The 23,794-nt window shown below is 47.0% G+C and carries 18 protein-coding genes, 1 other RNA gene and 1 other annotated feature; of the genes, 16 read left to right on the top strand and 3 right to left on the bottom strand.

The annotated features are described in order from the left end of the window. Positions 1–138 precede the first annotated feature (138 nt). The 8 genes from ACESON_RS03540 to ACESON_RS03505 all read left to right on the top strand — a co-directional run bounded on the left by ACESON_RS03540 (position 139) and on the right by ACESON_RS03505 (position 11,980). The gene (locus ACESON_RS03540; protein WP_373108541.1) at positions 139–1,119 is read left to right on the top strand and encodes an alpha/beta fold hydrolase; all 981 of its coding nucleotides are present in this window, start codon (positions 139–141) and stop codon (positions 1,117–1,119) included. A gap of 1 nt (position 1,120) precedes the next feature. Continuing rightward, positions 1,121–1,963, top strand: coding sequence for a TrmH family RNA methyltransferase (locus tag ACESON_RS03535; protein WP_373108539.1), 843 nt, complete (start codon positions 1,121–1,123; stop codon positions 1,961–1,963). A 221-nt stretch (positions 1,964–2,184) separates the two neighbouring features. Continuing rightward, positions 2,185–4,281 (top strand): glutamine synthetase III, encoded by a 2,097-nt coding sequence (locus tag ACESON_RS03530; RefSeq protein ID WP_373108538.1) that lies wholly within the window; start codon positions 2,185–2,187, stop codon positions 4,279–4,281. 138 nt (positions 4,282–4,419) lie between these two features. Then, a complete protein-coding gene (asnB, locus tag ACESON_RS03525) occupies positions 4,420–6,000 on the top strand; it encodes an asparagine synthase B (RefSeq protein ID WP_373108537.1) in 1,581 nt (526 codons plus the stop codon). 39 nt (positions 6,001–6,039) lie between these two features. Next, on the top strand, positions 6,040–7,647 hold the full coding sequence (locus ACESON_RS03520; RefSeq protein WP_373108536.1) for a CTP synthase: 1,608 nt from the start codon (positions 6,040–6,042) through the stop codon (positions 7,645–7,647). Positions 7,648–7,668: 21 nt separating this feature from the next. Then, a complete protein-coding gene (purF, locus tag ACESON_RS03515) occupies positions 7,669–9,090 on the top strand; it encodes an amidophosphoribosyltransferase (protein ID WP_373108535.1) in 1,422 nt (473 codons plus the stop codon). 32 nt (positions 9,091–9,122) lie between these two features. Further along, positions 9,123–10,316: an LL-diaminopimelate aminotransferase gene (locus ACESON_RS03510; protein WP_373108533.1), complete on the top strand. Its 1,194-nt coding sequence runs from the start codon at positions 9,123–9,125 to the stop codon at positions 10,314–10,316. Positions 10,317–10,486: 170 nt separating this feature from the next. Next, complete coding sequence (locus ACESON_RS03505) at positions 10,487–11,980, top strand: AAA family ATPase (RefSeq protein WP_373108530.1); 1,494 nt, start codon at positions 10,487–10,489, stop codon at positions 11,978–11,980. 66 nt (positions 11,981–12,046) lie between these two features. On the opposite strand, the gene ssrA is transcribed toward ACESON_RS03505, so the two are convergent. After that, positions 12,047–12,386: a transfer-messenger RNA gene (ssrA, locus tag ACESON_RS03500) on the bottom strand. A 219-nt stretch (positions 12,387–12,605) separates the two neighbouring features. Here ssrA and ACESON_RS03495 point away from each other — a divergent pair. Together ACESON_RS03495 and ACESON_RS03490 are read left to right on the top strand one after the other, a co-directional pair. Then, positions 12,606–13,466 carry a pyridoxamine kinase gene (locus ACESON_RS03495; RefSeq protein WP_373108528.1) on the top strand — a complete coding sequence of 287 codons (861 nt, stop codon included), beginning with the start codon at positions 12,606–12,608 and terminating at the stop codon, positions 13,464–13,466. 181 nt (positions 13,467–13,647) lie between these two features. Then, positions 13,648–14,139, top strand: a complete 492-nt coding sequence (locus tag ACESON_RS03490) for a GNAT family N-acetyltransferase (protein ID WP_177959381.1) — start codon at positions 13,648–13,650, stop codon at positions 14,137–14,139. Here ACESON_RS03490 and ACESON_RS03485 read toward each other — a convergent pair. Both ACESON_RS03485 and ACESON_RS03480 read right to left on the bottom strand, forming a co-directional pair. Next, entirely contained in the window at positions 14,121–15,554 is a 1,434-nt protein-coding gene (locus tag ACESON_RS03485) for a histidine kinase dimerization/phospho-acceptor domain-containing protein (RefSeq protein WP_373108526.1), read from the bottom strand. The genes ACESON_RS03490 and ACESON_RS03485 overlap by 19 nt on opposite strands. Next, entirely contained in the window at positions 15,532–16,212 is a 681-nt protein-coding gene (locus ACESON_RS03480) for a response regulator transcription factor (RefSeq protein WP_373108524.1), read from the bottom strand. The genes ACESON_RS03485 and ACESON_RS03480 overlap by 23 nt, the downstream gene beginning before the upstream one ends. Before the next feature lie 205 nt (positions 16,213–16,417). Between ACESON_RS03480 and ACESON_RS03475 the strand changes: the two genes are divergently transcribed. The 6 genes from ACESON_RS03475 (at position 16,418) to ACESON_RS03450 (ending at position 23,361) form a co-directional block, all read left to right on the top strand. Continuing rightward, positions 16,418–18,070 (top strand): sensor histidine kinase, encoded by a 1,653-nt coding sequence (locus ACESON_RS03475; protein ID WP_373108523.1) that lies wholly within the window; start codon positions 16,418–16,420, stop codon positions 18,068–18,070. A gap of 11 nt (positions 18,071–18,081) precedes the next feature. After that, a complete protein-coding gene (locus ACESON_RS03470; RefSeq protein ID WP_177959401.1) occupies positions 18,082–18,942 on the top strand; it encodes a response regulator in 861 nt (286 codons plus the stop codon). Between the two features lie 151 nt (positions 18,943–19,093). Then, positions 19,094–20,224 (top strand): TRAP transporter substrate-binding protein DctP, encoded by a 1,131-nt coding sequence (locus tag ACESON_RS03465; RefSeq protein WP_177959385.1) that lies wholly within the window; start codon positions 19,094–19,096, stop codon positions 20,222–20,224. Positions 20,225–20,360: 136 nt separating this feature from the next. Continuing rightward, positions 20,361–20,882 carry a TRAP transporter small permease subunit gene (locus ACESON_RS03460; RefSeq protein WP_177959386.1) on the top strand — a complete coding sequence of 174 codons (522 nt, stop codon included), beginning with the start codon at positions 20,361–20,363 and terminating at the stop codon, positions 20,880–20,882. Between the two features lie 3 nt (positions 20,883–20,885). After that, complete coding sequence (locus ACESON_RS03455) at positions 20,886–22,178, top strand: TRAP transporter large permease (protein WP_373108520.1); 1,293 nt, start codon at positions 20,886–20,888, stop codon at positions 22,176–22,178. 148 nt (positions 22,179–22,326) lie between these two features. After that, positions 22,327–23,361, top strand: coding sequence for a TRAP transporter substrate-binding protein DctP (locus ACESON_RS03450; RefSeq protein ID WP_177959388.1), 1,035 nt, complete (start codon positions 22,327–22,329; stop codon positions 23,359–23,361). Between the two features lie 64 nt (positions 23,362–23,425). Next, positions 23,426–23,704, top strand: a binding site (T-box leader). The last annotated feature ends 90 nt before the right edge of the window (positions 23,705–23,794 follow it).

Below are 23,794 nucleotides of genomic sequence, written 5' to 3'. Positions count from 1 at the left end.
TGTTTAAAGTCTCGCAGAGTGGGAGGGATACAAAAGACTTTACAGCTGGATGGGGAATGCTTGCTTTTCAGAAAAAAGTATGTTATGAATGAAGAAAAAGAAAGACTTTGAGGGGGATTTCCGGAAGGAGGAAGGGGTTTGGCAGAGAAAAGAGAATTTCATTTTCTGTCATCAGATAGAAAAACAGTGATTTACGGAACGGAATGGATTCCGGAGGAGGGAAGCTGCAGGGCGGTTGTCCAGATTACTCATGGAATGATAGAATACAGAGAACGATATCAGGAGACGGCCAGTACACTGGCAGACCAAGGCTTTGCAGTGGCAGTCTGTGACCAGCTGGGACATGGAGACTCCGTTATTTCTGAAGATATGCGGGGGTATTTTTCTGACGAGCCGGGATGTAGCTGCCTGATTTGTGATATGCATCAGGTGAGAAAGCAGATGGAAAGCAGGTATCCGGGGCTTCCTTATTTCATGTTGGGACACAGTATGGGGTCGTTTCTGACCAGGTGCTATATAACCAAATACGGCAGAGGGCTTTCTGGCGTGATCCTGGCGGGAACGGGAAGAATTCCCACATGGATTGCAGGGATCGGGTTGATTCTTTTAAGGATTGCAGCGGCAGGACAGGGATGGCATACGTACAGTCCGCTGGCAGAAAAAACTGTGTTTTCCGGGAAATACAGCCGGTATGATCTTTCCGGAAAGAGGCCGGAAGACAGCTGGCTGACCAGAGATACCGAACTGGCAAAGGACTACTATGCAGACCCCCGCAGTCAGTTTTCATTTAGTCTGAACGGGTTTTACGGACTGGTAGATGCCGTTTATTATGCCAATGACAGGCTGCTGATGAAACAGATACCAGAAAAACTCCCGATTCTGCTTTTGTCCGGAGGAGAGGATCCTCTGGGAGATTTTGGCCGGGGAACAAAAAAAGTGGCTGGACTTTACAGGAAGGCAGGAGTAAAAAATACAGCTTGCAGAATTTATCCGGGGGCACGCCATGAGGTTTTAAACGAAATCAACCGAAAACAGGTTTATGATGATATCCTGGGCTGGTGCGAGCAGCAGCTTGGCCCAGGAAGGACAAAAGAAAAATTAGAAGAGGCAGGAGAGTAAAATGGATATCAGGACAGACAGAATCATCCCCATTATGGATTTTATGGCGCCGGAGCTGGATGTGTACGCAAGGCTTTCTGAAAACCAGCTGTACCATCTATATGAACCGGATGCAGGGATTTTTATAGCAGAAAGCCCCAATGTAATCGAACGGGCCCTGAACGCAGGTTATGAGCCTCTTTCTTTTCTGGCAGAAACAAGAGAACTATATGGAGATGCACAAAGGATTCTTATGCGGTGTGAGCATACGCCAGTGTACACAGCTGAATTTGAGATTCTGACTCGTCTGACTGGATTTGCGCTGACCCGCGGGCTGCTCTGTGCTATGAGGAGAAAACCATTGCCGACTTTAGAAGCTGTCTGCGCCGGAGCGCGGAGGATTGCCGTTATGGAGCGGGTGATGAATCCGACTAATGTGGGGGCGATTTTTCGTTCTGCAGCCGCCTTGGGAATGGATGCAGTGCTTTTGACTCCTGGCTGCAGTGATCCGCTGTACCGGAGGGCTGCCCGGGTCAGCATGGGAACCGTATTTCAGATTCCCTGGACCTTTCTGGATGAGAAAATCTGCAGCTGGCCGGAGGAAGGGCAAAAGAACCTCAGGAAGCTGGGATTTCGAACGGCGGCCATGGCGCTGAAGCAGGACTCAGTAAGTGTGGATCACCCGGCTCTGATGGCAGAGGAGCGGCTTGCCATTGTGTTGGGAACTGAGGGTGATGGGCTGTCAGAAAAAACCATTGCCGACTGTGATTACACGGTGATGATTCCCATGGCCCATGGAGTGGATTCTCTGAATGTGGCGGCAGCCAGTGCTGTGGCTTTTTGGGAACTTGGGAAAAGAAAATAAAGTAAAAAATTAAGAAAATAAAGTTTTTTTAATCAGACAAAAAAATAATTGACAAATGAATTTACTGGGTGTATTATCTTCTGCATAAAGGCAAAGGCGTCTGTGAGATACAAATCTCAGAGACGCCTTTTCTTTTATATCATTCAGCAAAGGCAAGGGCGTCTATCATGGAGAACATGACAGGCGCCCTTGCCGCTGTAGGCGGAAGGAGAATAACAATTATGAAAAAGATTCCCGAGTATTTTGGATGTAAGGTATTTGATGACAGAGAAATGAAAGCCAATCTTTCTGCAAAGGTATACCAGTCTTTGCGAAAGACCATTGACGAGGGCGCTAAGCTGGATATTACCGTAGCTAATTCCGTTGCTGCAGCAATGAAGGACTGGGCTGTAGCCCACGGAGCAACCCATTATACCCACTGGTTCCAGCCGCTTACAGGCATTACGGCGGAAAAGCATGACAGCTTTATTTCTCCCTCTCCAGCAGGAGGAGTGATTATGGAGTTTTCCGGGAAAGAGCTGATTAAGGGAGAACCGGATGCCTCATCTTTTCCTTCGGGAGGTTTGAGAGCAACCTTTGAGGCTAGAGGTTATACAGCATGGGATCCAACTTCCTACGCATTCGTGAAAGGAAAGACGCTTTGTATTCCCACTGCCTTTTGCTCCTATGGCGGTGAAGCGCTGGATAAGAAAACACCGCTGCTTCGTTCCATGAAGGCACTGAATAAGCAGGCTCTTCGGATTCTCCGTCTTTTTGGAAATAAGGATGTGAAATATGTGTCCACGTCAGTTGGACCGGAGCAGGAATATTTTTTGATAACAAAAGAAATGTATGATCAGAGAAGAGATCTCCGGTTTACCGGACGTACCCTGTTCGGAGCAAAACCTCCAAAGGGACAGGAAATGGATGATCATTATTTCGGTGTGATTAAGCCGAGAGTAGAGGCTTATATGGAGGATTTGAATAAGGAACTGTGGAAACTGGGAATTCTTGCCAAAACAGAGCATAATGAGGTGGCTCCGGCACAGCATGAGCTGGCTCCTGTGTATACAACAACGAATATAGCAACGGATCATAACCAGCTTACCATGGAGATTATGCAGAAGGTGGCGGCGAAGCATGGTCTGGCCTGTCTGCTTCATGAAAAGCCCTTTGCAGGTGTCAATGGGAGTGGAAAACACAACAACTGGTCTATTTCCACAGATTCTGGAGTCAACCTCCTTTCTCCAGGAGACACCCCTTATGAGAATGCCCAGTTTCTCCTTTTCCTTTGTGCGGTGATCAAGGCGGTAGACGATTATCAGGATCTGCTTCGCCTTTCTGTAGCAACAGCAGGGAATGATCACCGTCTGGGAGCCAACGAAGCGCCGCCGGCAGTCGTATCCATTTTTTTGGGAGATGAATTAAACGCTGTGCTGGAGGCCATAGAAAAGGATATTCCCTATGCAGGAACCCAGAAAACCCAGATGAAGCTGGGGGTAGATGTGCTGCCGAAGTTTAACCGGGACACTACGGATCGGAATAGAACCTCCCCCTTTGCTTTTACGGGAAATAAATTTGAATTCCGTATGCTGGGATCCTCCAACAGTATCGCCTGTGCCAATATTATGTTAAACAGCGCTGTGGCTGAAAGCCTGAGAATTTATGCGGATCGTCTGGAAAAAGCAGAGGATTTTGAGACAGCTCTTCATGCCATGATTCGGAAAACCATTCAGGATCATAAAAATATTATCTTTAATGGAAATGGCTATGACGAGTCCTGGATTCAGGAGGCAACCCAGAAGAGAGGTCTTCTGAATTACCGGACAACGGCAGACTGCATGCCCCATCTTCTGGACAAGAAAAATGTAGAGATGCTGACTTCCCATAAGGTATTTTCTGAAGCTGAGTTAAGATCAAGGTGTGAGATTATGCTGGAAAACTATTGCAAAACAATAATCATCGAAGCAAATACCATGACTGAGATGGTACAGACAGAGATAGCTCCCGCAGTTTCCGCTTATTCCCTGGAACTTTCCAAAACGGCAGCGGCGAAAAAAGCGTTGGATGCTAAAATTGCCTGCAGCTACGAAAAAGACCTGGTAAGCCGTCTGTCTGGTCTGACAGATGAGATGGCGGTTAAAAGGGAGGAGTTGATTCAGGCTTTGTCAGAGGTTCAGCAGGCGGAAAATGTGATTCAGGAGTCAGCTATGATTCGGGATGAAGTGCTTGCAAAGATGGAAGAGCTGCGGGCTGTCTGCGATCAGGCAGAAATCCTGACGGCAAAGGCATACTGGCCATTCCCCACCTATGGAGATATTTTATTCAGCGTCCGCTGAGATTAAAAACAGAATAACAGGATAGAGAAAATACGGCGATAAAAGCCAAATAAGAAAAGAAGCACATACAGGCAACCACTTGCAGAAGCTGCAGGTGATTGCCTGTATGAATTACATTGATTTTGGAGGAAACTATCTATGTGTTCAATTATGGGATACTGCGGCGCCAGCGCAGACTATGAGCGATTTATGGAGGGCTTTGAAAAAACGATATCCAGAGGACCGGATGACAGCCGTGTTGTGGATACGGGAAACGGCTACCTGGGGTTTCACCGTCTGGCGATTATGGGACTTACTCCATCGGGAATGCAGCCTTTTAGCCTGGGCAGTAGCTATGTGGTCTGCAATGGTGAAATCTATGGCTTTGAGAAGCTGAAAAAAGAACTTTCTGATAAATACACCTTTGTGAGTGAGTCTGACTGCGAAGTGCTCCTACCCATGTACCGGGAATACGGAACAGACATGTTTGCCATGCTGGATGCAGAGTTTGCCTGTATCCTCTACGATGGGGAGACAAATACCTATCTGGCGGCCAGAGATCCTATTGGAATCCGTCCTCTGTATTATGGATATGATGAGGATGGAGTGATTGTTTTTGCCAGTGAAGCAAAAAATCTGACATCGCTGGTGGAGCGGATTATGCCGTTTCCTCCAGGATATTATTATAAGGACGGAGAGTTTGTCTGCTACTGCGATATTTCTCATCCGGAGTCTGCATGCCGGGATGATTTGGAAACTGTTTGCCGAAAAATTCATGATAAACTGACTGCAGGTGTGGAAAAGCGTCTGGTAGCGGACGCAAAGGTAGGCTTCCTCCTTTCAGGCGGACTGGATTCCTCCCTGGTCTGCGCCATTGCAGCCAGAAAAAGCAAGGAGCCAATTCGAACCTTTGCGATTGGCATGAGCGAGGACGCCATTGATTTGAAATATGCGCGGCAGGTGGCTGATTATATTGGAAGTGATCACAGAGAGGTATTTATGACTCCGCAGCAGGTGATTTCGGAACTGGAGCATGTGATTTACCTGTTAGGAACCTATGATATTACTACGATCCGGGCATCTATGGGAATGTATCTGGTGTGCAGAGCCATTCATCAGGAAACGGATATCCGCGTCCTTCTCACAGGAGAAATTTCTGATGAGCTGTTTGGATACAAATATACTGATTTTGCGCCGAATGCAGAGGCATTTCAAAGAGAGTCGGAAAAGAGAATTCACGAGCTTCATATGTATGATGTTCTCCGGGCAGATCGGTGCATTTCCGTCAATTCCCTGGAGGCGCGAGTTCCCTTTGGGGATTTGGACTTTGTAAAATATGTGATGTCAGTAGAGCCGGAATTGAAGATGAATCACTACGGAAAGGGAAAATATCTTCTTCGCCGTGCTTTTCAGGAGGATGGATATCTGCCAGAGGAGATTTTATGGAGAGAAAAGGCAGCGTTTTCCGATGCAGTCGGACATTCCATGGTTGATTATCTGAAGGAATATGCAGAGAAGAAATACACGCAGGAGGAGTTTGAGAAGAAAGCGGCAGAGTATTCTTATGCCCGGCCTTTTACCAAGGAGTCACTGCTGTACCGGGAAATTTTCGAATCTTATTATCCTGGTCAGGCGGAAATGATTGCCGGCTTCTGGATGCCAAACAAGGAATGGGAGGGCTGTGATGTCAACGATCCCTCGGCCCGCGTGCTTTCTAACTACGGAGCCAGCGGGAAATAGCAGTGATGCGGGAATGAGAGTAAAAGAAAGGAAACAGCAATGACAAAGTATATTTTTGTAACAGGAGGCGTGGTATCCGGTCTGGGAAAGGGAATTACAGCAGCGTCTCTGGGAAGACTTTTAAAGGCGAGAGGACTGAAGGTGGCGGCACAGAAGCTGGATCCCTATATCAATGTAGATCCGGGAACCATGAGCCCCTATCAGCACGGTGAAGTATTTGTCACAGAGGATGGGGCAGAAACCGATCTGGATCTGGGACATTATGAGCGGTTTATTGATGAGGATCTGAACCGGTATTCTAATCTGACTACAGGAAAGGTCTATTGGAATGTATTGAACAAAGAGCGCCGGGGAGAGTATCTGGGCTCTACGGTGCAGGTGATTCCCCATATTACAGATGAGATTAAGGAGTTTGTATACCGGGTGGGAAAGCAGACAGACGCAGATGTGGTAATTACAGAGATAGGAGGAACCATCGGCGATATAGAGTCCCAGCCGTTTCTGGAAGCAGTGCGCCAGATTTCTCTTGAGGTTGGACGGGAAAACAGCATGTTTATTCATGTGACCCTTGTGCCGTATTTAAAGGGATCCGAGGAACACAAGTCAAAGCCAACCCAGCATTCTGTGAAGGAACTGCAGGGAATGGGGATCAATCCTGACATTATTGTTCTGCGCTGCGATGAACCGCTGGAGGAATCTATTTTTCAGAAAATTTCTCTGTTTTGCAATGTCGGCCAGGACTGCGTTATTGAAAACAGAACACTGCCTAATCTGTATGAAGCTCCTCTGATGCTGGAAAAGCAGAATTTTTCTGATGCAGTGTGCAGAAAACTTCATCTGGATCCGCCAAAAGCGGATCTGCGGGAGTGGGAGCAGCTGGTGGAGAGAATTTGTAATCGGGATCAGGAGGTTTCCATTGGTCTGGTGGGAAAATATGTGAAGCTTCATGATGCTTATCTATCTGTGGCAGAGGCGCTGAACCATGCAGGCTATGCTTATCATTCTCATGTAAGGATCCACTGGATTGATTCTGAATCCATTACCAGGGAAAATGTCGGGGAAATCCTGGCAGGGCTACAGGGAATTCTCATTCCCGGTGGTTTTGGAAGCCGTGGAATTGAAGGCATGATTCTGGCAGCAGAGTATGCCAGAGAGCATAAGATCCCTTATCTTGGTATCTGTCTGGGAATGCAGATTGCTGTAATCGAGTATGCGCGGAATAAAGCAGGACTTCTGGATGCCCACTCTGGAGAGTTTGATGAGCAGTGCGCCAATAAGGTCATTGATTTTATGCCTGGTCAGAGTGAGGATCTGGATAAGGGAGGAACCCTTCGCCTGGGAAGCTATCCCTGTCTGATTCAGGAGAATACAAAAATGGAAGAATGTTATGGCGCCGATCTGATTTATGAACGCCATCGCCACAGGTATGAGTTTAATAATACGTACAGGGAGAAGCTGGAGCAGGCAGGTCTGAGAATCAGCGGAACCTCTCCTGAGGGACGGCTGGTGGAGACAGTGGAACTTTCTGATCATCCGTTTTATGTGGGCGTTCAGTTTCATCCGGAGTTTAAGAGCCGTCCCAATGAACCGCATCCCTTGTTTTGCGGTTTCATAGGTGCTGCCTTAAAACAGGACATTAGGAAATAAGATTCAGGAGGGAATCAGATTATGGCTGTTCATGAGGAATGCGGTGTGTTTGGGATCATAAGTCCGAGGCGGGAAGCGGTGGCGGAAATTGTCTACTATGGTTTGTATGCGCTTCAGCACCGGGGGCAGGAGAGCTGTGGGATTGTAGTCAATGATGACGGCATATTTTCATCTTATAAGGATTTGGGACTTGTTAACGAAGTATTTTCGAAGGATATCCTGTCTCATCTGCCGGAGGGAACCATGGCGGTTGGCCATGTGCGATATGGAACTACAGGAGGAAATACACGAAATAATTGTCAGCCCATTGAAGTAAATCACCAGAAAGGAAAAATGGCGCTGGCACATAACGGAAATTTGAGCAATGCGCTGAAGCTGCGGGATCAGCTGGAACTTTCCGGCGCGATTTTTCATACCACCAGCGATACAGAAACCATTGCCTACATCATTACAAGAGAGAGGCTTCGCACAACCAGTATTGAGGAGGCTGTCAGCAATGCAATGAATGCTTTGGAGGGGGCTTATTCCATAGTTTTAATGTCTTCTGCAAAAATGATTGCAGTGCGGGATCCCTTTGGCTTTCGTCCTCTGTGCTATGGGAAAATGCCGGATGGCTCGTGGGTGGTTGCTTCGGAAAGCTGCGCGCTGTCAGCGATAGGGGCGCAGCTGGTCCGGGATCTGGAGCCGGGAGAAATTCTTGTTTTTCAGGATGGAAAGGTAGTATCCCGCAGAGAACACTGTGGAAAACAGGGGCGAAAAACCTGTATTTTTGAATATATCTATTTTGCAAGGCCGGATTCAGTTATCGATGGAATTTCCGTCCATGAATCAAGAAAAAGAGCGGGAAAACTACTGGCAGAGTCATATCCGGTTGACGCAGATATTGTAATCGGCGTTCCGGACAGCGGACTGGATGCAGCTTTGGGATATGCAGAGGCATCGGGAATTCCTTATGGAATCGGACTGATCAAAAACAAATACATTGGAAGAACTTTTATTTCTCCTGGGCAGAACAACCGTCTGGATCAGGTGCGGATCAAATTAAGTCCGGTGGAAAGTGTAATCCGTGGGCGGAGGGTCATTATTATTGACGATTCCATTGTTCGGGGAACGACAAGCAAAAGGATTGTGAACCTGCTGCGGGATTCGGGTGCCACGGAAATCCACATGAGAATTTCTGCGCCTCCATTTCTTCATCCCTGTTATTATGGAACGGATATTGATTCTGAGGAGAACCTGATTGCCTGCCATCATAGCATGGAGGAGATTGCAGAGATAATCGGAGCGGATTCCCTGGGGTATCTGCCCATGGAATCACTTGATCGTCTGACAGGCGGTGAAAACTACTGTGCAGCCTGCTTTAACGGAGAATATCCTACAGCTGTGCCAGAGGATACCAGAAAAGACCGGTTTGAGCGGAGATTATCCCAGAGGGATTTGTGACAGAAAGAAAAAGAAAGCGAGAGGAAAGCGGAATGATACCCAATACAAATTATAACAATTTAAAAGATTCTTATTTATTTTATCATATCGCCCAGAAAACAGGAGCTTATCTGGAGGAGCATCCGGGTGCGCGCCTGTATCGTATGGGAATCGGCGACGTTTCCCGCCCCCTGTGTGGTGCGGTGATCCGTGCACTTCACGAGGCTGTGGAGGATCAGGCAAAGGCAGCGACTTTTCACGGCTATATGCCAGAGTGCGGAGATCCGGCTCTGCGCCGCAGAATTGCAGAATATTATCGGAACAGGGGCGTCAGCCTTCTGCCGGAGGAGGTTTTTGTATCCAGCGGAGCAAGTGATGAGCTGGGGGATATTTTGGATCTGTTTGGCAGGGACAAGACGGTTTTAATTATGGAGCCGGCCTATCCTGCATATGTGGATGCCAATGTTATGGCAGGAAACAGGATTCTCCATCTTCCGTCGGGAAAGGAAAACGGATTTTTGCCGGTTCCGGATCCTTCGCTTCAGGCTGACATTATTTATCTCTGTTCCCCAAATAATCCCACCGGTGCTGTTTTTGACTGTGAAAAGCTGAAGGTCTGGGTGGACTATGCGCGAAGCACAGATGCAGTGATTCTTTTTGACGGAGCCTATGAAGCCTTTATTGAGGATGATAGCTTGCCTCACAGTATTTTTGAAATTGATGGCGCAAGGGAGTGTGCAATTGAAATCTGTTCTCTTTCCAAAACAGCAGGATTTACAGGAACAAGGTGTGGATATACCGTGATTCCTCAGGAATTGATCCGGGGAGGGATGAATCTGAACCAGATGTGGGTGAGAAACCGTACAACCAAGACCAATGGCGTTTCTTATGTGATTCAAAAGGGGGCAGAGGCAGTGTTTTCGGAAGAAGGACAAAAGCAGATCCGGGAAAATATCAGGATTTACAAGGAAAATGCAGCCTGTCTGATGGATGCCCTGGATCGGCTGGGAATCTGGTACTGCGGTGGAAAAAATGCTCCTTATATCTGGATGAAATGCCCGGATTCTATGGGAAGCTGGGAGTTTTTTGATTATCTTCTTCGGGAACTTCAGATTGTAGGGACTCCGGGAGCGGGATTTGGAGCCTGTGGGGAAGGGTATTTTCGATTTTCCACCTTTGGCTCTCCGGAAGATACCAGGGAGGCGGCAAGGCGGCTTTTAAGTGCGGAAAAACTGAAGAAAAAATGAACCACAGCGGGATGGAAAAGTGCCTTATATTATAGAATGCAGGAGAGGTGCTTAAAATAGGATACTTCGGAAGCTGAGGGAAGGCGGAAAATAGGGTTGTAGAGAACAATAAATCATGGTAAACTGAGAGAAAATTCAATAAAAACATAACATACAGGGGAGAAGAAGCTATGCCAGTATTTGATTTTAACCACATGCCAGATGAAAAAAATGACCAGGCAGTGTGTACCTATACAACCTTTCTGTCCAGTGAATCAGAGGCGTCACCAGAGCAGCCGATTTTGATTCTGGATAACCGGGAGAGAAAGTGGGCGCATCATTCTTGCGGGATCTTTACCAATCCTGTAAAGAGAACTTCGTTTGAATTTAAGGAGGAGGACGGTGTGGCTGCAGCAGATATCCGGAAGCTGGATGCCCGTTTTGTAAGCCTTTTGAAGTGGCTGGGAGAAAACCATATTCCGGTGCGCCTTTCTGGAGAAAACAGGGAGGAAGGATACTGTGTCTACCGGATCCGGGAGATTGCCTTTGGCGGCGGAACCAAGCTGTCTGCAGAGGACGGATTTCTGCAGTTTATGATTGAAAGGCTGTTTGCCAGCCCTGCGCCTGCAGAGGAAGCAGGGGAGGAGGGACAGGAAGAGGATGGCGATGACATGAAGCTGACCAGTCTGCAGAGCATTACAGACTTTATGACCTGCGCTGGAAAGACTCTGCCGGACCATATCCGTCTTTGGGCAAGACGGAATCTTGCGGTTGCCCGTTCCAGCGAGGTTTCTCCAGAAGAGCGGCGCCACGCCCAGAGAGCTCTTTCTATTATGATGAATATTCAGTGGAAGAACCACTATTTTGAGTCTATTGATCCGAAAGAGGCCCGCAGGATTTTAGATGAGGAGCTTTACGGACTGGAGCGGGTGAAGCAGAGGATCATGGAGACGATTATTCAGATCAACAGAACTCATACGCTGCCAGCCTACGGGCTTTTGCTGGTGGGGCCTGCGGGAACAGGAAAATCTCAGATTGCATATGCGGTTGCCAGGATTTTGAAGCTTCCCTGGACTACTCTTGATATGAGCTCTATCAGCGATCCAGAGCAGCTGACTGGAAGCTCCAGAGTTTATGCCAATGCCAAACCGGGCATAATTATGGAGGCATTTTCTATGGCAGGAGAATCCAATCTGGTGTTTATTATTAATGAATTGGATAAGGCTACATCTGCCAGAGGAAGTGGAAACCCGGCGGACGTGCTTCTGACACTTCTGGACAACCTGGGCTTTACTGACAATTATATGGAGTGTATGGTGCCTACCATGGGCGTGTATCCCATAGCAACAGCAAATGATAAATCACGAATCAGCGCGCCTCTCATGTCGCGGTTTGCTGTGATTGATATTCCTGACTATACAGCAGAGGAGAAAAAGATTATTTTTTCTCGATTTGCGCTTCCTAAGGTACTCCGACGCATGAGCTTAAGGCCGGAGGAATGTGTGATGACAGAAAGCGGACTGGATGCAGTCATCCATAGATTTGAAAATACCAGTGGTATCCGGGATTTGGAGCAGGCAGCAGAGCATCTTGCAGCCAATGCCCTGTATCAGATTGAGGTGGACGGTGTGTCCTCAGTGGAATTTGACAGGGAGAAGGTGGAAATTCTGCTGGGAGAAGACTGAGTTTGGAATGGAATAAAAAAGCCTTGAAGCTACGGTTTTAAAGGAAACCGTAGCTTCAAGGCTTTTTAGTGGAGCTGAGGGGAATCGAACCCCTGTCCGAAAACCAATTCCCTGTTCTTCTACTATCATAGTCGGTTATTTGACATTCCCTCTGCCGCACGGGAACAGACACTCTTGCGGTTTCAGTAGCTTCATCATACGCCCATACACGCAAAGCTTAATGTATGTCGTTTCTCACATCGTCGATGCCAGATTCTTAATGTGTGAGTGCACTAAGGCTGACAGCAGCCATTAGGCTGCGTATGCTAAATTATCTTCAGCGTTTAATTTTAATTTTGCCATTTGACGCATTGCATGCGGATAGCTTCACCAGCTGCATGACCCCCGTCGAAACCAGTACAACCCCTTACTGGCTCACCGCGACTCATCGGTGAACTTAAATTATAGCTTATGGAAAACAAACTGTCAATGGGGTTTTGGACTCTTTCCAGAATTTTTCAGAACTTTAAAATAAAAAGGGAGAGGCAAAGCAAACTGGCCTTGTCATAAACTTTGAAAATGGCTATTTTCAATCAATCCACTTTTCTGTATACTTCTGGTATTAAGAGTTTCAGGAGGAGTTTTGATGATGAAAAGAATTGTAACCTTACAGGATATTTCCTGTGTGGGACGCTGCTCCATTACAGTAGCGCTTCCTATTATATCAGCAATGGGAGTAGAATGCGGGATTCTTCCTACAGCAGTACTTTCTACGCACACGATGTTTCAGACCTATACCTGCAAGGATTTGTCAGATCAGATTGAGCCGATTTCGGATGCATGGGAAAAGGAACAGGTAAGCTTTGACGGAATTTATACGGGATATCTGGCATCTGGAGAACAGTGCCATCAGGTATGCGATTTTTTTGATCGGTTTTCCGGCAGGTCATCTGGGAAAAGAAGCATGGTTATTGTAGATCCGGCTATGGCAGATAATGGAAAGCTCTATGCAGCCTTTGATGAAGCTTTTCCAGCTGAAATGGCTGAGGTATGTGCAAAGGCTGATGTGATTCTCCCCAATATGACAGAAGCCAGTCTTTTGACGGGACTTCCTTATAAAACAGAGCAGGATCCGGCCTATATCCGCCAGCTTCTGGAAGCACTTCTGGAGCTTGGCTGCGGCACAGCGGTTCTGACTGGCGTCAGTTATGAGCCGGGAAAACTGGGGGTAGCTGCTTTGGACCGGGACGGGAATGAATTTTCGTATTTCACACGCAGATGTGAACAGAGCTATCATGGAACGGGAGATATTTTTTCCTCTACTGTTGCAGGGGGGATTATGCGGGGAATGAGACTGAAAGATGCTCTGGCCCTGGCTGCAGATTATGTGGTACGCTGCATTGAGGCAACGGCTGCTTCTGACAGTGCCAGATGGTATGGGGCAGAGTTTGAGTCCCAGATTCCCTGGCTGTGCAGGGAGCTGGAGGAACGGCTGAGACGGGGCTGAGCACTGCGGGAAAATTTCATTAAACATTTAAGAAAAACTTTCGGATATGGTTCTTACATTCCAGAAGATGAATGATTAAAATAGGATTATCAGACAGGAAAATTGACAAATAAGGAAAACGAAAATCCGATACAGATTTTTCGGAGAAACAGTTACAGGATAACAGGGGAGAAATAAGGCTATGGACATAATGATCAGAGAATATAGAAGAGCAGATTTACCTTTTATGACAGAAATATGGAACCAGATTGTTGGAGAGGGGAATGCATTCCCCCAGGAGGAGATGCTCAGTGAAGCAGAGGCAGAAGCTTTTTTTGCCGGACAGACCTGCTGTGGAGTGGCTCAGGACACAGAGTCTGAACGGATTCTTGGCCTATATATTCTGCATCCTAATAATGTGGGGCGTTGCGGTCATATCTGCAATGCCAGCTATGGGGTAAGCGCGGACAGCAGAGGGCTTCACATTGGAGAGCGGTTGGTAAAGGACTGCATGAAAAGAGCAAAGGAGCAGGGATTTCGCCTGCTCCAGTTTAATGCAGTAGTGGCGTCCAATATCCATGCCCGCCATTTATATGAGCGTCTGGGCTTTGAACAGCTGGGAATCATTCGGGGCGGATTCCGGATGCCGGACGGCTCTTATGAAGATATCTGTCCCTACTGGCGGGCACTTTGATAGGAAAACCAGAAGATATTCCATCCGTCCTGGCAGTCTACGCCATAGGCCAGGTGATGGGCCTCCAGGATGGTGCTGACAATGGAAAGGCCGATTCCCGTTCCCAGACGCCTGCTGCTTTGATGCTGACTGCGCTGATATCGTTCCCAGATAATTATTCGATCCTCTTCGGAAATGGGCGGTCCGGGATTGGCTATGGAAATTCGGCAGCCGTCAGCTGTGATTCGGATGCATTCGCCATCTGCGGTGTGATTAATGGCATTATTTAAAAGATTTCGGATTACCTGATTCATCTTGGAGGCATCCGCCTCTGTCAGGAGCTCTTCCTGCATGCATTCCAATTCCAAAGTAATATGATGCTCCTGAGCCAGAGGCTGGTACCAGGCAATTGCTGATTCCAGAAGCTCGCAAAGGTTCAGTCTTTCTTTTTTCAGCTGACAGTATCCTGCCTGAAGCTGGGAATAGTCCAGAATATCGCTGACCATACGGCTCATTCGGTTGGCTTCCCGGATGATCAGGTTGAGATCCTCTGTTCGCTGTTCCTCCTGCTTCCAGGTAATATCACGGACCATTTCTGCATAGCCGCCAATCAGAGCCAGTGGCGAGCGCAGCTCGTGAGAAACATTGGCAATGACCTCCTTACGAAGCACATCTAGCCGTTGAAGAGCATATCGAAGCTGGACAACAGACTGAGAGAGCTGTCCCAGTTCATCTTCGCGATGAAACGGGGGAACTTCCGTAAAGTCGTTTTTGGTAAGCCGTTCCACAGAATCGCGAATTTGGCCAATAGGGCGGGTAAAATGCCTGGAAAAAACAGCAGCCAGAAGTGAGGCTGTTAAGGTTAGGAGAACGGTCAGGACGATCAGCTGCTGTCTGTTAAAATCCATTACGGTTTTTGTCATCAGCATAGTTCGAATTAAAAGAAAGCATTCGCTGTCATTCCAGGTTACAGGAAAGCCCGTTTCGTAGCCGATTACATGGCGGCCCTTACGCAGAACCTGCTGGTAAGGCTGGTCTATTGCGGGAAATGGCTGCTCCTTCTTTTCAGTAGGAAAACGGTTCCTGAAAAACTCCTCACGGCGATCAGTGCTGCTGACTGGATGACCAGCGGAATACATTTCTAAAAGTCGTCCCTCTTGGCTGATTAAAAACAGTTCACTATTTCCATGACTTAAAAAAGAAAGCAGGTGTGGATTCTTTCCGATATCTTCTTCAGCAAGACTTTCTAGGATGCTTGCAGTTCGTTCTCGGGTGTCCTTTAGAGATGATATGGCATAATTTTGTTCAAACAGGCCGATTTGCGCCACCCACATAAAACCGATGGCAAGGAAAACGAGAACCATCATCATGGCCCACAGGCGGAAGACAAGATGGCTTCGAAGTGCTTGTATTTTAGTTTTCATCCATGTATTCAAATCGATACCCCACTCCCCACACAGTTTGAATAAGTTTCCGGTACGGGCCAAGGTGCTCTCGCAGTGATTTAATATGGGTATCAACGGTACGGTTGTCTCCGTAGTAGCTGTAGCCCCATACTGTTTCTAAAAGCTTTTCCCGGCTCAGTACAATTCGCTGGTTCTGAGCCAGCTTTAAGAGGAGATCAAATTCCTTAGGCGGCAGGCGCAACGGAAGGGAATCCAGAGTAATCGTTCGTGATTTTGGTTCAATGCAGAGCTTGCCAAACTGAAGAACGTCATTGTGCTCCAGGGAACCCTTCGTGCGGCGCAGGACAGCGGCAATCCGCGCCATCAGCTCTTTGGAGCTGAAGGGCTTGGAAACATAATCATCGACTCCAAGCTGAAAGCCAAGAAGCCTGTCATATTCCTCATCTCGGGCAGTCAGCATAATAACGGGAATCTGACTGAATTTACGGATGCCGGCCAGGGTTTCAAAGCCGTCCGGTCCCGGCATCATTACATCAAGAAGGACCAAGTCAAAATTCTGTTGCCGCAGAGCCTCAATAGCGGCTGCTCCACAGTCGGCTTCCTCACACTGGTAGCCTTCCATATCTGCGTAGGTGCGAACCAGTCTCCGCAGATGGAGATCGTCATCAGTTATCAATAAACGTGGCATAACTGTCTCCTTTTTTCTTTTAGTGTACCACAGAAGAAGTGCTTATGTAACGTGTTTCACAGAAATCTTATTTTTTAGTCACAAAAAATTCATATCTCGACGCGAAGGGACTTTTTTATCGTCAAACACTCAAAGTTGTGTTATAATAAAGGGGTTTATATACGGAAGCGGAAAGCTTCTGGTTCAGAAACAGGAAGGAATCGCCATGTATCAAAAACTTCGAGAGCTTTGGCTGTCTACAACCTTGAAGCATAAATTGAGCCTGTATACAGCTATGGTTATCTTAATCATGGCTTCCTCCGCTGTATTTAATGTATGGGTTATGGATTTTACCCTGGATGGATTTGATAAAATTCTCAGCGATAATTCCCGATGCAATGATTTTCAGCAGGCGATGGAACTGGAAATCGATGCGTTTGAGTCTTATGTAAGAGAACGAACTGAGGAACACTGGGAAGAGTATATTCTTTCCTGTGTCAGAACGGAACGGTGCATCCGTGCTCTTCCATTTCAGTACAGCAGCATCGGAGAAGAGCGGTATGCAAGAACGTGGAATATAAAAAACAGCTATGAGGCCTACAGCGTCTTTCGGGAACAGATTCTGAAGATGAATGAGGAGGAGAGCGGATATATTACCAGCCTGTATCGGGTGTATGATATGCAGGATTATTTGAAGGATTATGCGCGGAGACTGGTGCAGGTGACCTTGAGCAAGGGAAATGAAACTTATCAGAGACAGGTTCCGGTTTTCTACAATATTCCTTATCTGATTCTTGCCGTTTCTCTGTGTCTTACGGTTATGGCCATTGTGCTGACCCGGCTGCTTTCCAATACCCTGATTCAGCCAGTGGTAAAGCTGGCTCACAATTCCAGAAAAATAGCAAGAAATGATTTTTCCGGTGAGGATTTGGCTGTACCCAATCGAGATGAAATGGGAGAACTGGTAGCGGCTTTCAATAAGATGAAGCATGCTACAGAGGGATATATTAATACACTGAAAAAGAATAATGAGATGGCAGGGCTTCTTCACGGGGAGGAGCTGGAACGTATGGAGATGGAAAAGCAGCTGGAATCAGCAAAGCTGGAGCTGCTGAAAAGCCAGATCAATCCGCATTTCCTGTTTAATACATTAAATATGATTGGATGTATGGCGAAGCTGGAGGATGCAGCTACAACAGAAAAGATGATTTACAGCATGAGTAACCTCTTTCGCTACAATCTGAAAACCTCAGAGCAGTTCGTTGCCCTGAATCAGGAGCTGAAGGTGGTGCAGGATTATGTGTATATTCAACAGATGCGGTTTGGCAGCAGAATCCGCTATGACAGCGATATTCAGGTAAATGGAGGTCAGGTGATCATTCCGGCTTTTACTCTGCAGCCGATTGTGGAAAATGCGGTAATTCACGGGCTTTCCAAAAAGGAACAGGGTGGACGGCTGTATCTTCGAATCTGGCAGAAGGAAAACTGTGTGATAATATCGGTAGCAGATACAGGAGTCGGTATGACTCAGGAACAGCTGGAATCTCTGAAGGAAGGGCTGAAGGAGAGACGCTCTGCCAAAGTAGGAATCGGGCTGGGAAATATTTATAAGCGGATCCACATTTTATACGAAAAGGGTGAAATGAACATCTGGAGCAGACGTGGCTGCGGAACAGTTGTACAGATGGTCATTCCTCTTGAGCGGGTGGATGAGACGGAAACGGTAACAAAAAAAGCAGACGAAGAAAAAACAGGAAGAAAAGAAATCAGAAAAAAAGAACCAGACAGCGAGAATACAGACACAGGGGAAGCGGACGAAAAGACTGCCGGACAAATTGGCAGGAAAACGGAAGCTGAGAGCAGAAAGGAAACGTCATGAATCAGAACAAGATTTACAGACTGCTGATTGCAGATGATGAGATGATAGAAAGAGCGGTTCTGTACAAAACATTAAAATCGCGTTTTGGAGAGAATTGTGAGATCTATCAGGCAGAAAACGGGCGGGAGGCAGTCCGTATCCATGAAGAGCATCAAATTCAGATAGCCATTCTTGATATTGAAATGCCTGGAATTAACGGAATTCGTGCGGCAGAGAAAATCCGGGAAACAGACAGAGACTGCTGTATTGTTTTTCTGACGGCTTTTGATGAGTTTTCCTATGCAAAAAAAGCGATAACAGTTCGTGCGCTGGATTATCTTTTGAAGCCTTATGAGGAAAGTGAGCTCCTTCTGGTGGTAGAGGAGGCGATGCGGATTGTCTGTGAGCGGGAAGCAGCCGCAGAATCCAAAACAGCAGTTCAAAACGGAGAAGGGGAGCTTTTGGAAAATCTGGAGGAAGGAATTGGAGAATCCGAATATGAAAAAATTTCGGAAACTGCAGGAGGGCAGGACAATGAGGCGGAAGGGGTGAGGCTTTCTGCGGTGATGGATATGATAACAGATTATATACAGGCTCATTATATGGAAGATCTGTCCATGCAGGAGCTGGCCCGCCAGATGAATTATTCGGAGGCATATTTCTGCAAGCTGTTTAAACAGTGTTTTGGGCAGAATTTTACTTCTTATCTGACAGAATACCGGGTGGAGACGGCAAAGAAAATGCTGGGGCAGCCAACGGTGAATGTAAAGGAGATCGGAAAGGCGGTAGGATATTGTGATGCTAATTATTTTGCCAAGGTGTTTAAGCGGATTACCGGGCAGAGTCCTACAGATTATCGGACAGAGCTGCTTTTGAAAAAAACAGGTCCTTGATAGTTTTGTGTGACATGCATAAATTAAAAAAACATATGAGGTAAAAATATACTATGATTCACAAAAAATTACCCTTTCTATTTCTGGGATATTAATTTATTATAAAGATAACGTGTTTGAACGTTAAAAACATCAAGAGGAGGAAACAAAAATGAAAAAAAGAATTGTAAGCGCAGTACTTTGCACAGCAATGGTAGCAGGTTCTCTGGCTGGTTGCGGTTCTAAGAAGGCTGAGGAGACCACAGCAGCAGCAACCGAGGCAGCGACTGAGGCAACCGAAGCAGCAGAGGAAAAGACTGAGGCAGCTGAGGGCGAGACCGAAGCAGCAGCTGAGGCTGGCTCCTATGATACTGCCAATATGCCGGAAGTAACTCTGGTATATGCAGAGGTTAACCCGCTTGATACTATCGTTGGCCAGATGGCTACCGATTTCAAGAACAAAGTAGAAGAGCTGTCTGACGGCAAGATCACCATCGACGTTCAGGCCAGCGGTGTTCTTGGCTCTGAGAACGACGTTCTGGATACTATGCTGGGCGGCGGCGGCACCATCGATATGTCCCGTATCTCTGCTTTCGCACTGAACAGCTACGGCGCTAAGAAGTCCATGCTTCTGTCCATTCCGTATACCTTCCAGGATCGTGCTCATTTCTGGAACTTTGCAACCAGCGATCTGGCACAGGAATTCCTGACCGAGCCGGTTGATCTGGGCCTGGGTGTAAGAGGTCTGTACTACGGTGAAGAAGGCTTCCGTCATTTCTTCTTTGTAAATCCGGCAACTAAGCTGGAGGATTTAAGCGGCTTAAAGATCCGTGTATCTAACGACCCGGTTATGACCGGTATGGTTTCCGGACTGGGCGCTAACGCAACTGTTGTTTCTATGAACGAGCTGTATTCTGCACTGCAGACCGGCGTAGTAGATGCTGCTGAGCAGCCGATCGCAAACTACTACTCCAACGCTTTCCCGGAGGTAGCTCCGCACCTGTTACTGGATGGTCATACTCTGGGCGCTGTTCAGGTTATCATTACCGACGAGGCATGGGACAAGCTGACCGAGGATCAGCAGGCTATCCTGATGGAGGCTGGAAAATATGCTTCTGAGAACAACCGTGCAAATTCCGAGAACAAAGAGAACGAAGTTCTGGAACAGCTGAAGGCTGATGGCGTAACTGTTACTGAAGTAGAGGATAAGGCTCCGTGGAAAGAGGCTTGTAAGGCAGTTATCGATGAGAATACTGCAGATCAGGCAGAACTGTATCAGCAGATTCTGGATATGGCAGACTAATTCCAGCCAGTATTACGCAGTATCAGGAATAATTAGATATTAAATTGAAGCGTATGTGTTAGGGAATGAAGCTGACGGGCACAGAGCGGTTTAGGTACTGTCTCTGTGCCCTGAGTTTTGAAAGGGGACAAAAATTATGCCAGCAATTTTTGAAAAGATCGATAAGATCAAACCGGCCTATGACATTACTTACAAGGTAGTTATGTTTATCTGTAAAATCCTTCTGATTGCAGATATCGCGATTACCAGTATGTCCGTAGCAGGCCGTTATATTCCGTTTATCCCGGATCCGGCATGGAGTGAAGAAGTGGTTCTGACCTGCATGTCCTATATGGCAGTGCTTTCAGCAGCACTTGCAATCCGTAGAGGCGCTCATATCCGTATGACTGCTCTGGATCCGTATTTACCGAAAACTCTTGTGAAAATTCTGGACATCATTGCCGATCTGGCAGTGCTGATCCTGGCTGTTATTATGATTACCGTAGGCTGGAAATATGCGTCCGGCATCGGTTCAAAAGGTACCTATGTAAGTATGCCGAAGGTATCCAGATTCTGGATGTACTTCCCGGTTCCGCTGGCAGGCGTTGCTATGCTGATTTTTGAACTGGAGGCTCTTTACAATCACATTAAAGGTTTCTTTGTAAAGGAGGAGGCATAAACTATGAGTACTGAAACGATGGCAATTGTTGTTTTGCTTGCAAGCTTCTTTATTATGGTCATGCTGCGGTTTCCCATTGCCTATGCAGTTGCACTTTCTTCTGTTTTGTGCCTGTTAAGCCAGGGACTGCCTCTGACAACCATCTGTCAGCAGATGGTAAAAGGTATCAGTTCCTTCAGCCTGATGGCAGTACCGTTCTTCATTACCATGGGCTGTCTGATGGGTTCTGGTGGTATTTCTGAAAAACTGATCGCTCTGGCAAATGCCTGTGTAGGCTGGATGCGGGGCGGTATGGCTATGGTTAATATCGTAGCTTCTTATTTCTTCGGCGGTATTTCTGGTTCTGCATCTGCAGATACAGCTTCTCTTGGCTCTATCCTGATTCCTATGATGGTTGACCAGGGATATGACGCTGATTTCTCAACGGCTGTTACCATTACCTCCTCCTGTGAGGGACTTCTGGTTCCGCCGAGCCATAACATGGTTATTTATGCAACTACTGCAGGCGGTATTTCTGTAGGAAGCCTTTTCCTGGCCGGATATTTGCCTGGCGCACTGCTGGCTGCTTCCCTGATGATTGGTTCTTATATTATTTCTGTAAAGAGAAACTATCCGAAGGGTGAAAAATTCAGCATTTCTAACCTTTTGAAGCAGTTAAGCGTATCCTTCTGGGCTCTGGCAGCAGTTCTGATTGTAGTATTCGGTGTAGTAGGCGGTGTGTTTACAGCAACCGAGTCTGCGGCAGTTGCAGTTGTTTACAGCCTGCTTGTCAGTGTATTTATTTACAAGGGACTTGACTGGAAGGGCGTATGGAGAGTTTTAGGGGATTGTGTAGACACCCTGTCTATCGTATTGATCCTGATTGCAACCTCCAGTATCTTTGGATACTGCCTGACAAGACTTCATGTACCGGATCTTGCTGCAAATGCCATTACCGGACTGACCAGCAATCCAATTATTCTGGCTCTGCTGCTGAACCTGATTCTTCTGGTTTTGGGATGTATCATGGATATGGCTCCGATTATCCTGATTGCAACTCCGATCCTGCTTCCGATTGCAACCTCAATCGGCATCGATCCAGTTCAGTTTGGTATCATGGTTGTATTAAACTGTGGTATTGGTCTTCTGACTCCGCCGGTAGGTGCAGTTTTGTTCATTGGTTCTGCAGTTGCAAAGGTACCTATGGAGAAAGTAGTAAAGGCAACTCTGCCATTCTATCTGTGCATGATTATTACTCTGCTGCTGATTACCTTTATTCCGGCTATCAGCCTTGGACTGCCGGCTCTGCTCAGCTAAGTAAGGCATAAAATCTGCATATAAAAGAATACAATCAGGCATTAACGAAAGAGTTAATGCCTGTTTTGTCATTCTGTCAGACAGCCAAATCAAAGGTGTTTGACTGCCTGACAGAGCGACAAAGGAAGCTTGGGAAAGGAGAATTTCAGTGAAAAAAACAATTGCACTGCTGACAGCAGGAGCAGCATGCCTGCTGTTTGCCTGCGGAGGGAAACAGAAGCGGGCGGAGAGTGAAAGAATTCCGGAATATGTGCTGACTTATGCAGAAAATCAGCCAGAGGATTATCCTACAACTCAGGGGGCTTTTTACTTTGCAAGACTGGTGGAGGATCGTTCCGATGGACGTATCCGGATTCAGGTAAAAGCCGAAGGAGAGATGGGAGCGGAACGGAATGTGGTAGAGCAGCTGCAGTTTGGAGGTCTTGATTTTGCAAGAGTTTCCCTTTCCTCCCTGGGAGATCGGATCCCTAAGCTGAATGTGCTTCAGATGCCGTATCTGTATACCAGCTCCGAGCACATGTGGAGAGTTCTGGAGGGCGAAATAGGGGCTGATTTTCTGGATTCCTTTCAGGATTTTAATCTGGTAGCTCTGTCCTGGTATGATGCAGGTGCCAGAAACTTTTACAGCTCCAGACAGCCCATTGAAAAGGTGGAGGATATGAAGGGGATGAAGGTTCGTGTTCAGGATTCTGCTTTAATGGAACGAATGATACAGCTTCTGGGTGCGATTCCAGTTCCCCTGGATTATGATCAGGTGTATTCTGCTTTTCAAACGGATGAAATTGATGCAGCGGAGAATAACTGGCCTTCTTATGAGTCGATGAATCATGAGGAGGTAGCAGGATATTATACCAAGGATGAGCATTCCCGGGTTCCGGAGGTTCAGCTTGCATCCCGTGTGACCTGGGAGCGTCTGACCAAAGAGGATCAGGAGATGATCCGTCAGTGTGCAGAGGAATCTGCCCGGTATGAACGGACCTTATGGGAGGATCGCTCCCGCAATTCCGAAGAGATTGTCCGCAGGAACGGCTGTGTGGTCATTGAACTGAGTCCAGCGGAAAAAGCGCGGTTCCAGGCGGCGGTTACCCCGATTTATCATGAATTCTGCAAAAATTATATGGATATCATTGAACGGATTAAGGAAGAAGGACGGCTGTTGGAGCAGGAAGAAGCAGAACCATAAGAAAAGGGCTTGACTTTTTGGGGTTTGATAGCTAAAATATTACATAGATTTTCCAAGAGAAATGACAAAGGCAATGAATGTGTTAAGTAGGGTACTGTTTCCTGCCAGAGAGAAGAGGTCACCGGCTGAAAGCCTCTTTCCGTTCAGACAGAACCACGAAATTCCCACAGGAGCTGCACAGCTGAATTCCGGATGTCTGCCCATTTTGGTGAGAATCGTATCAGGAGAGTAAGCTGTGACGGAGAGTGCACGTTACGTACAATAGAGAGTCTGCTGCAGGGCTGTGTAGGGTTAATGCGGCAGGAAGATGGGTGGTACCGCGGTTAAAAGAATCGTCCCTTTGCAATGTCGCCATTGCAGAGGGATTTTTTATATCCTATGACATAAAACGCTCCGCGGGGATTGCCATGCGGTGGCCGGCATTGCATTCAGT

Source organism: Lachnoclostridium sp. Marseille-P6806, assembly GCF_964238185.1.
Classification (GTDB): Bacteria; Bacillota; Clostridia; order Lachnospirales; family Lachnospiraceae; genus Brotaphodocola.
The sequence above is the reverse complement of the archived record's forward strand: the minus strand, read 5'-3'. Positions and strand labels throughout refer to the sequence as shown.

What these genes read in the sequence shown, in the direction of transcription:
- ACESON_RS03535 (WP_373108539.1), top strand. Translation starts at nt 1,121, where the DNA reads ATGGATATCAGGACAGACAGAATCATCCCCATTATGGATTTTATGGCG.
- ACESON_RS03530 (WP_373108538.1), top strand. Translation starts at nt 2,185, where the DNA reads ATGAAAAAGATTCCCGAGTATTTTGGATGTAAGGTATTTGATGACAGA.
- asnB (WP_373108537.1), top strand. Translation starts at nt 4,420, where the DNA reads ATGTGTTCAATTATGGGATACTGCGGCGCCAGCGCAGACTATGAGCGA.
- ACESON_RS03520 (WP_373108536.1), top strand. Translation starts at nt 6,040, where the DNA reads ATGACAAAGTATATTTTTGTAACAGGAGGCGTGGTATCCGGTCTGGGA.
- purF (WP_373108535.1), top strand. Translation starts at nt 7,669, where the DNA reads ATGGCTGTTCATGAGGAATGCGGTGTGTTTGGGATCATAAGTCCGAGG.
- ACESON_RS03510 (WP_373108533.1), top strand. Translation starts at nt 9,123, where the DNA reads ATGATACCCAATACAAATTATAACAATTTAAAAGATTCTTATTTATTT.
- ACESON_RS03505 (WP_373108530.1), top strand. Translation starts at nt 10,487, where the DNA reads ATGCCAGTATTTGATTTTAACCACATGCCAGATGAAAAAAATGACCAG.
- ACESON_RS03495 (WP_373108528.1), top strand. Translation starts at nt 12,606, where the DNA reads ATGATGAAAAGAATTGTAACCTTACAGGATATTTCCTGTGTGGGACGC.
- ACESON_RS03490 (WP_177959381.1), top strand. Translation starts at nt 13,648, where the DNA reads ATGGACATAATGATCAGAGAATATAGAAGAGCAGATTTACCTTTTATG.
- ACESON_RS03480 (WP_373108524.1), bottom strand. Translation starts at nt 16,212, where the DNA reads ATGCCACGTTTATTGATAACTGATGACGATCTCCATCTGCGGAGACTG.
- ACESON_RS03475 (WP_373108523.1), top strand. Translation starts at nt 16,418, where the DNA reads ATGTATCAAAAACTTCGAGAGCTTTGGCTGTCTACAACCTTGAAGCAT.
- ACESON_RS03465 (WP_177959385.1), top strand. Translation starts at nt 19,094, where the DNA reads ATGAAAAAAAGAATTGTAAGCGCAGTACTTTGCACAGCAATGGTAGCA.
- ACESON_RS03460 (WP_177959386.1), top strand. Translation starts at nt 20,361, where the DNA reads ATGCCAGCAATTTTTGAAAAGATCGATAAGATCAAACCGGCCTATGAC.
- ACESON_RS03455 (WP_373108520.1), top strand. Translation starts at nt 20,886, where the DNA reads ATGAGTACTGAAACGATGGCAATTGTTGTTTTGCTTGCAAGCTTCTTT.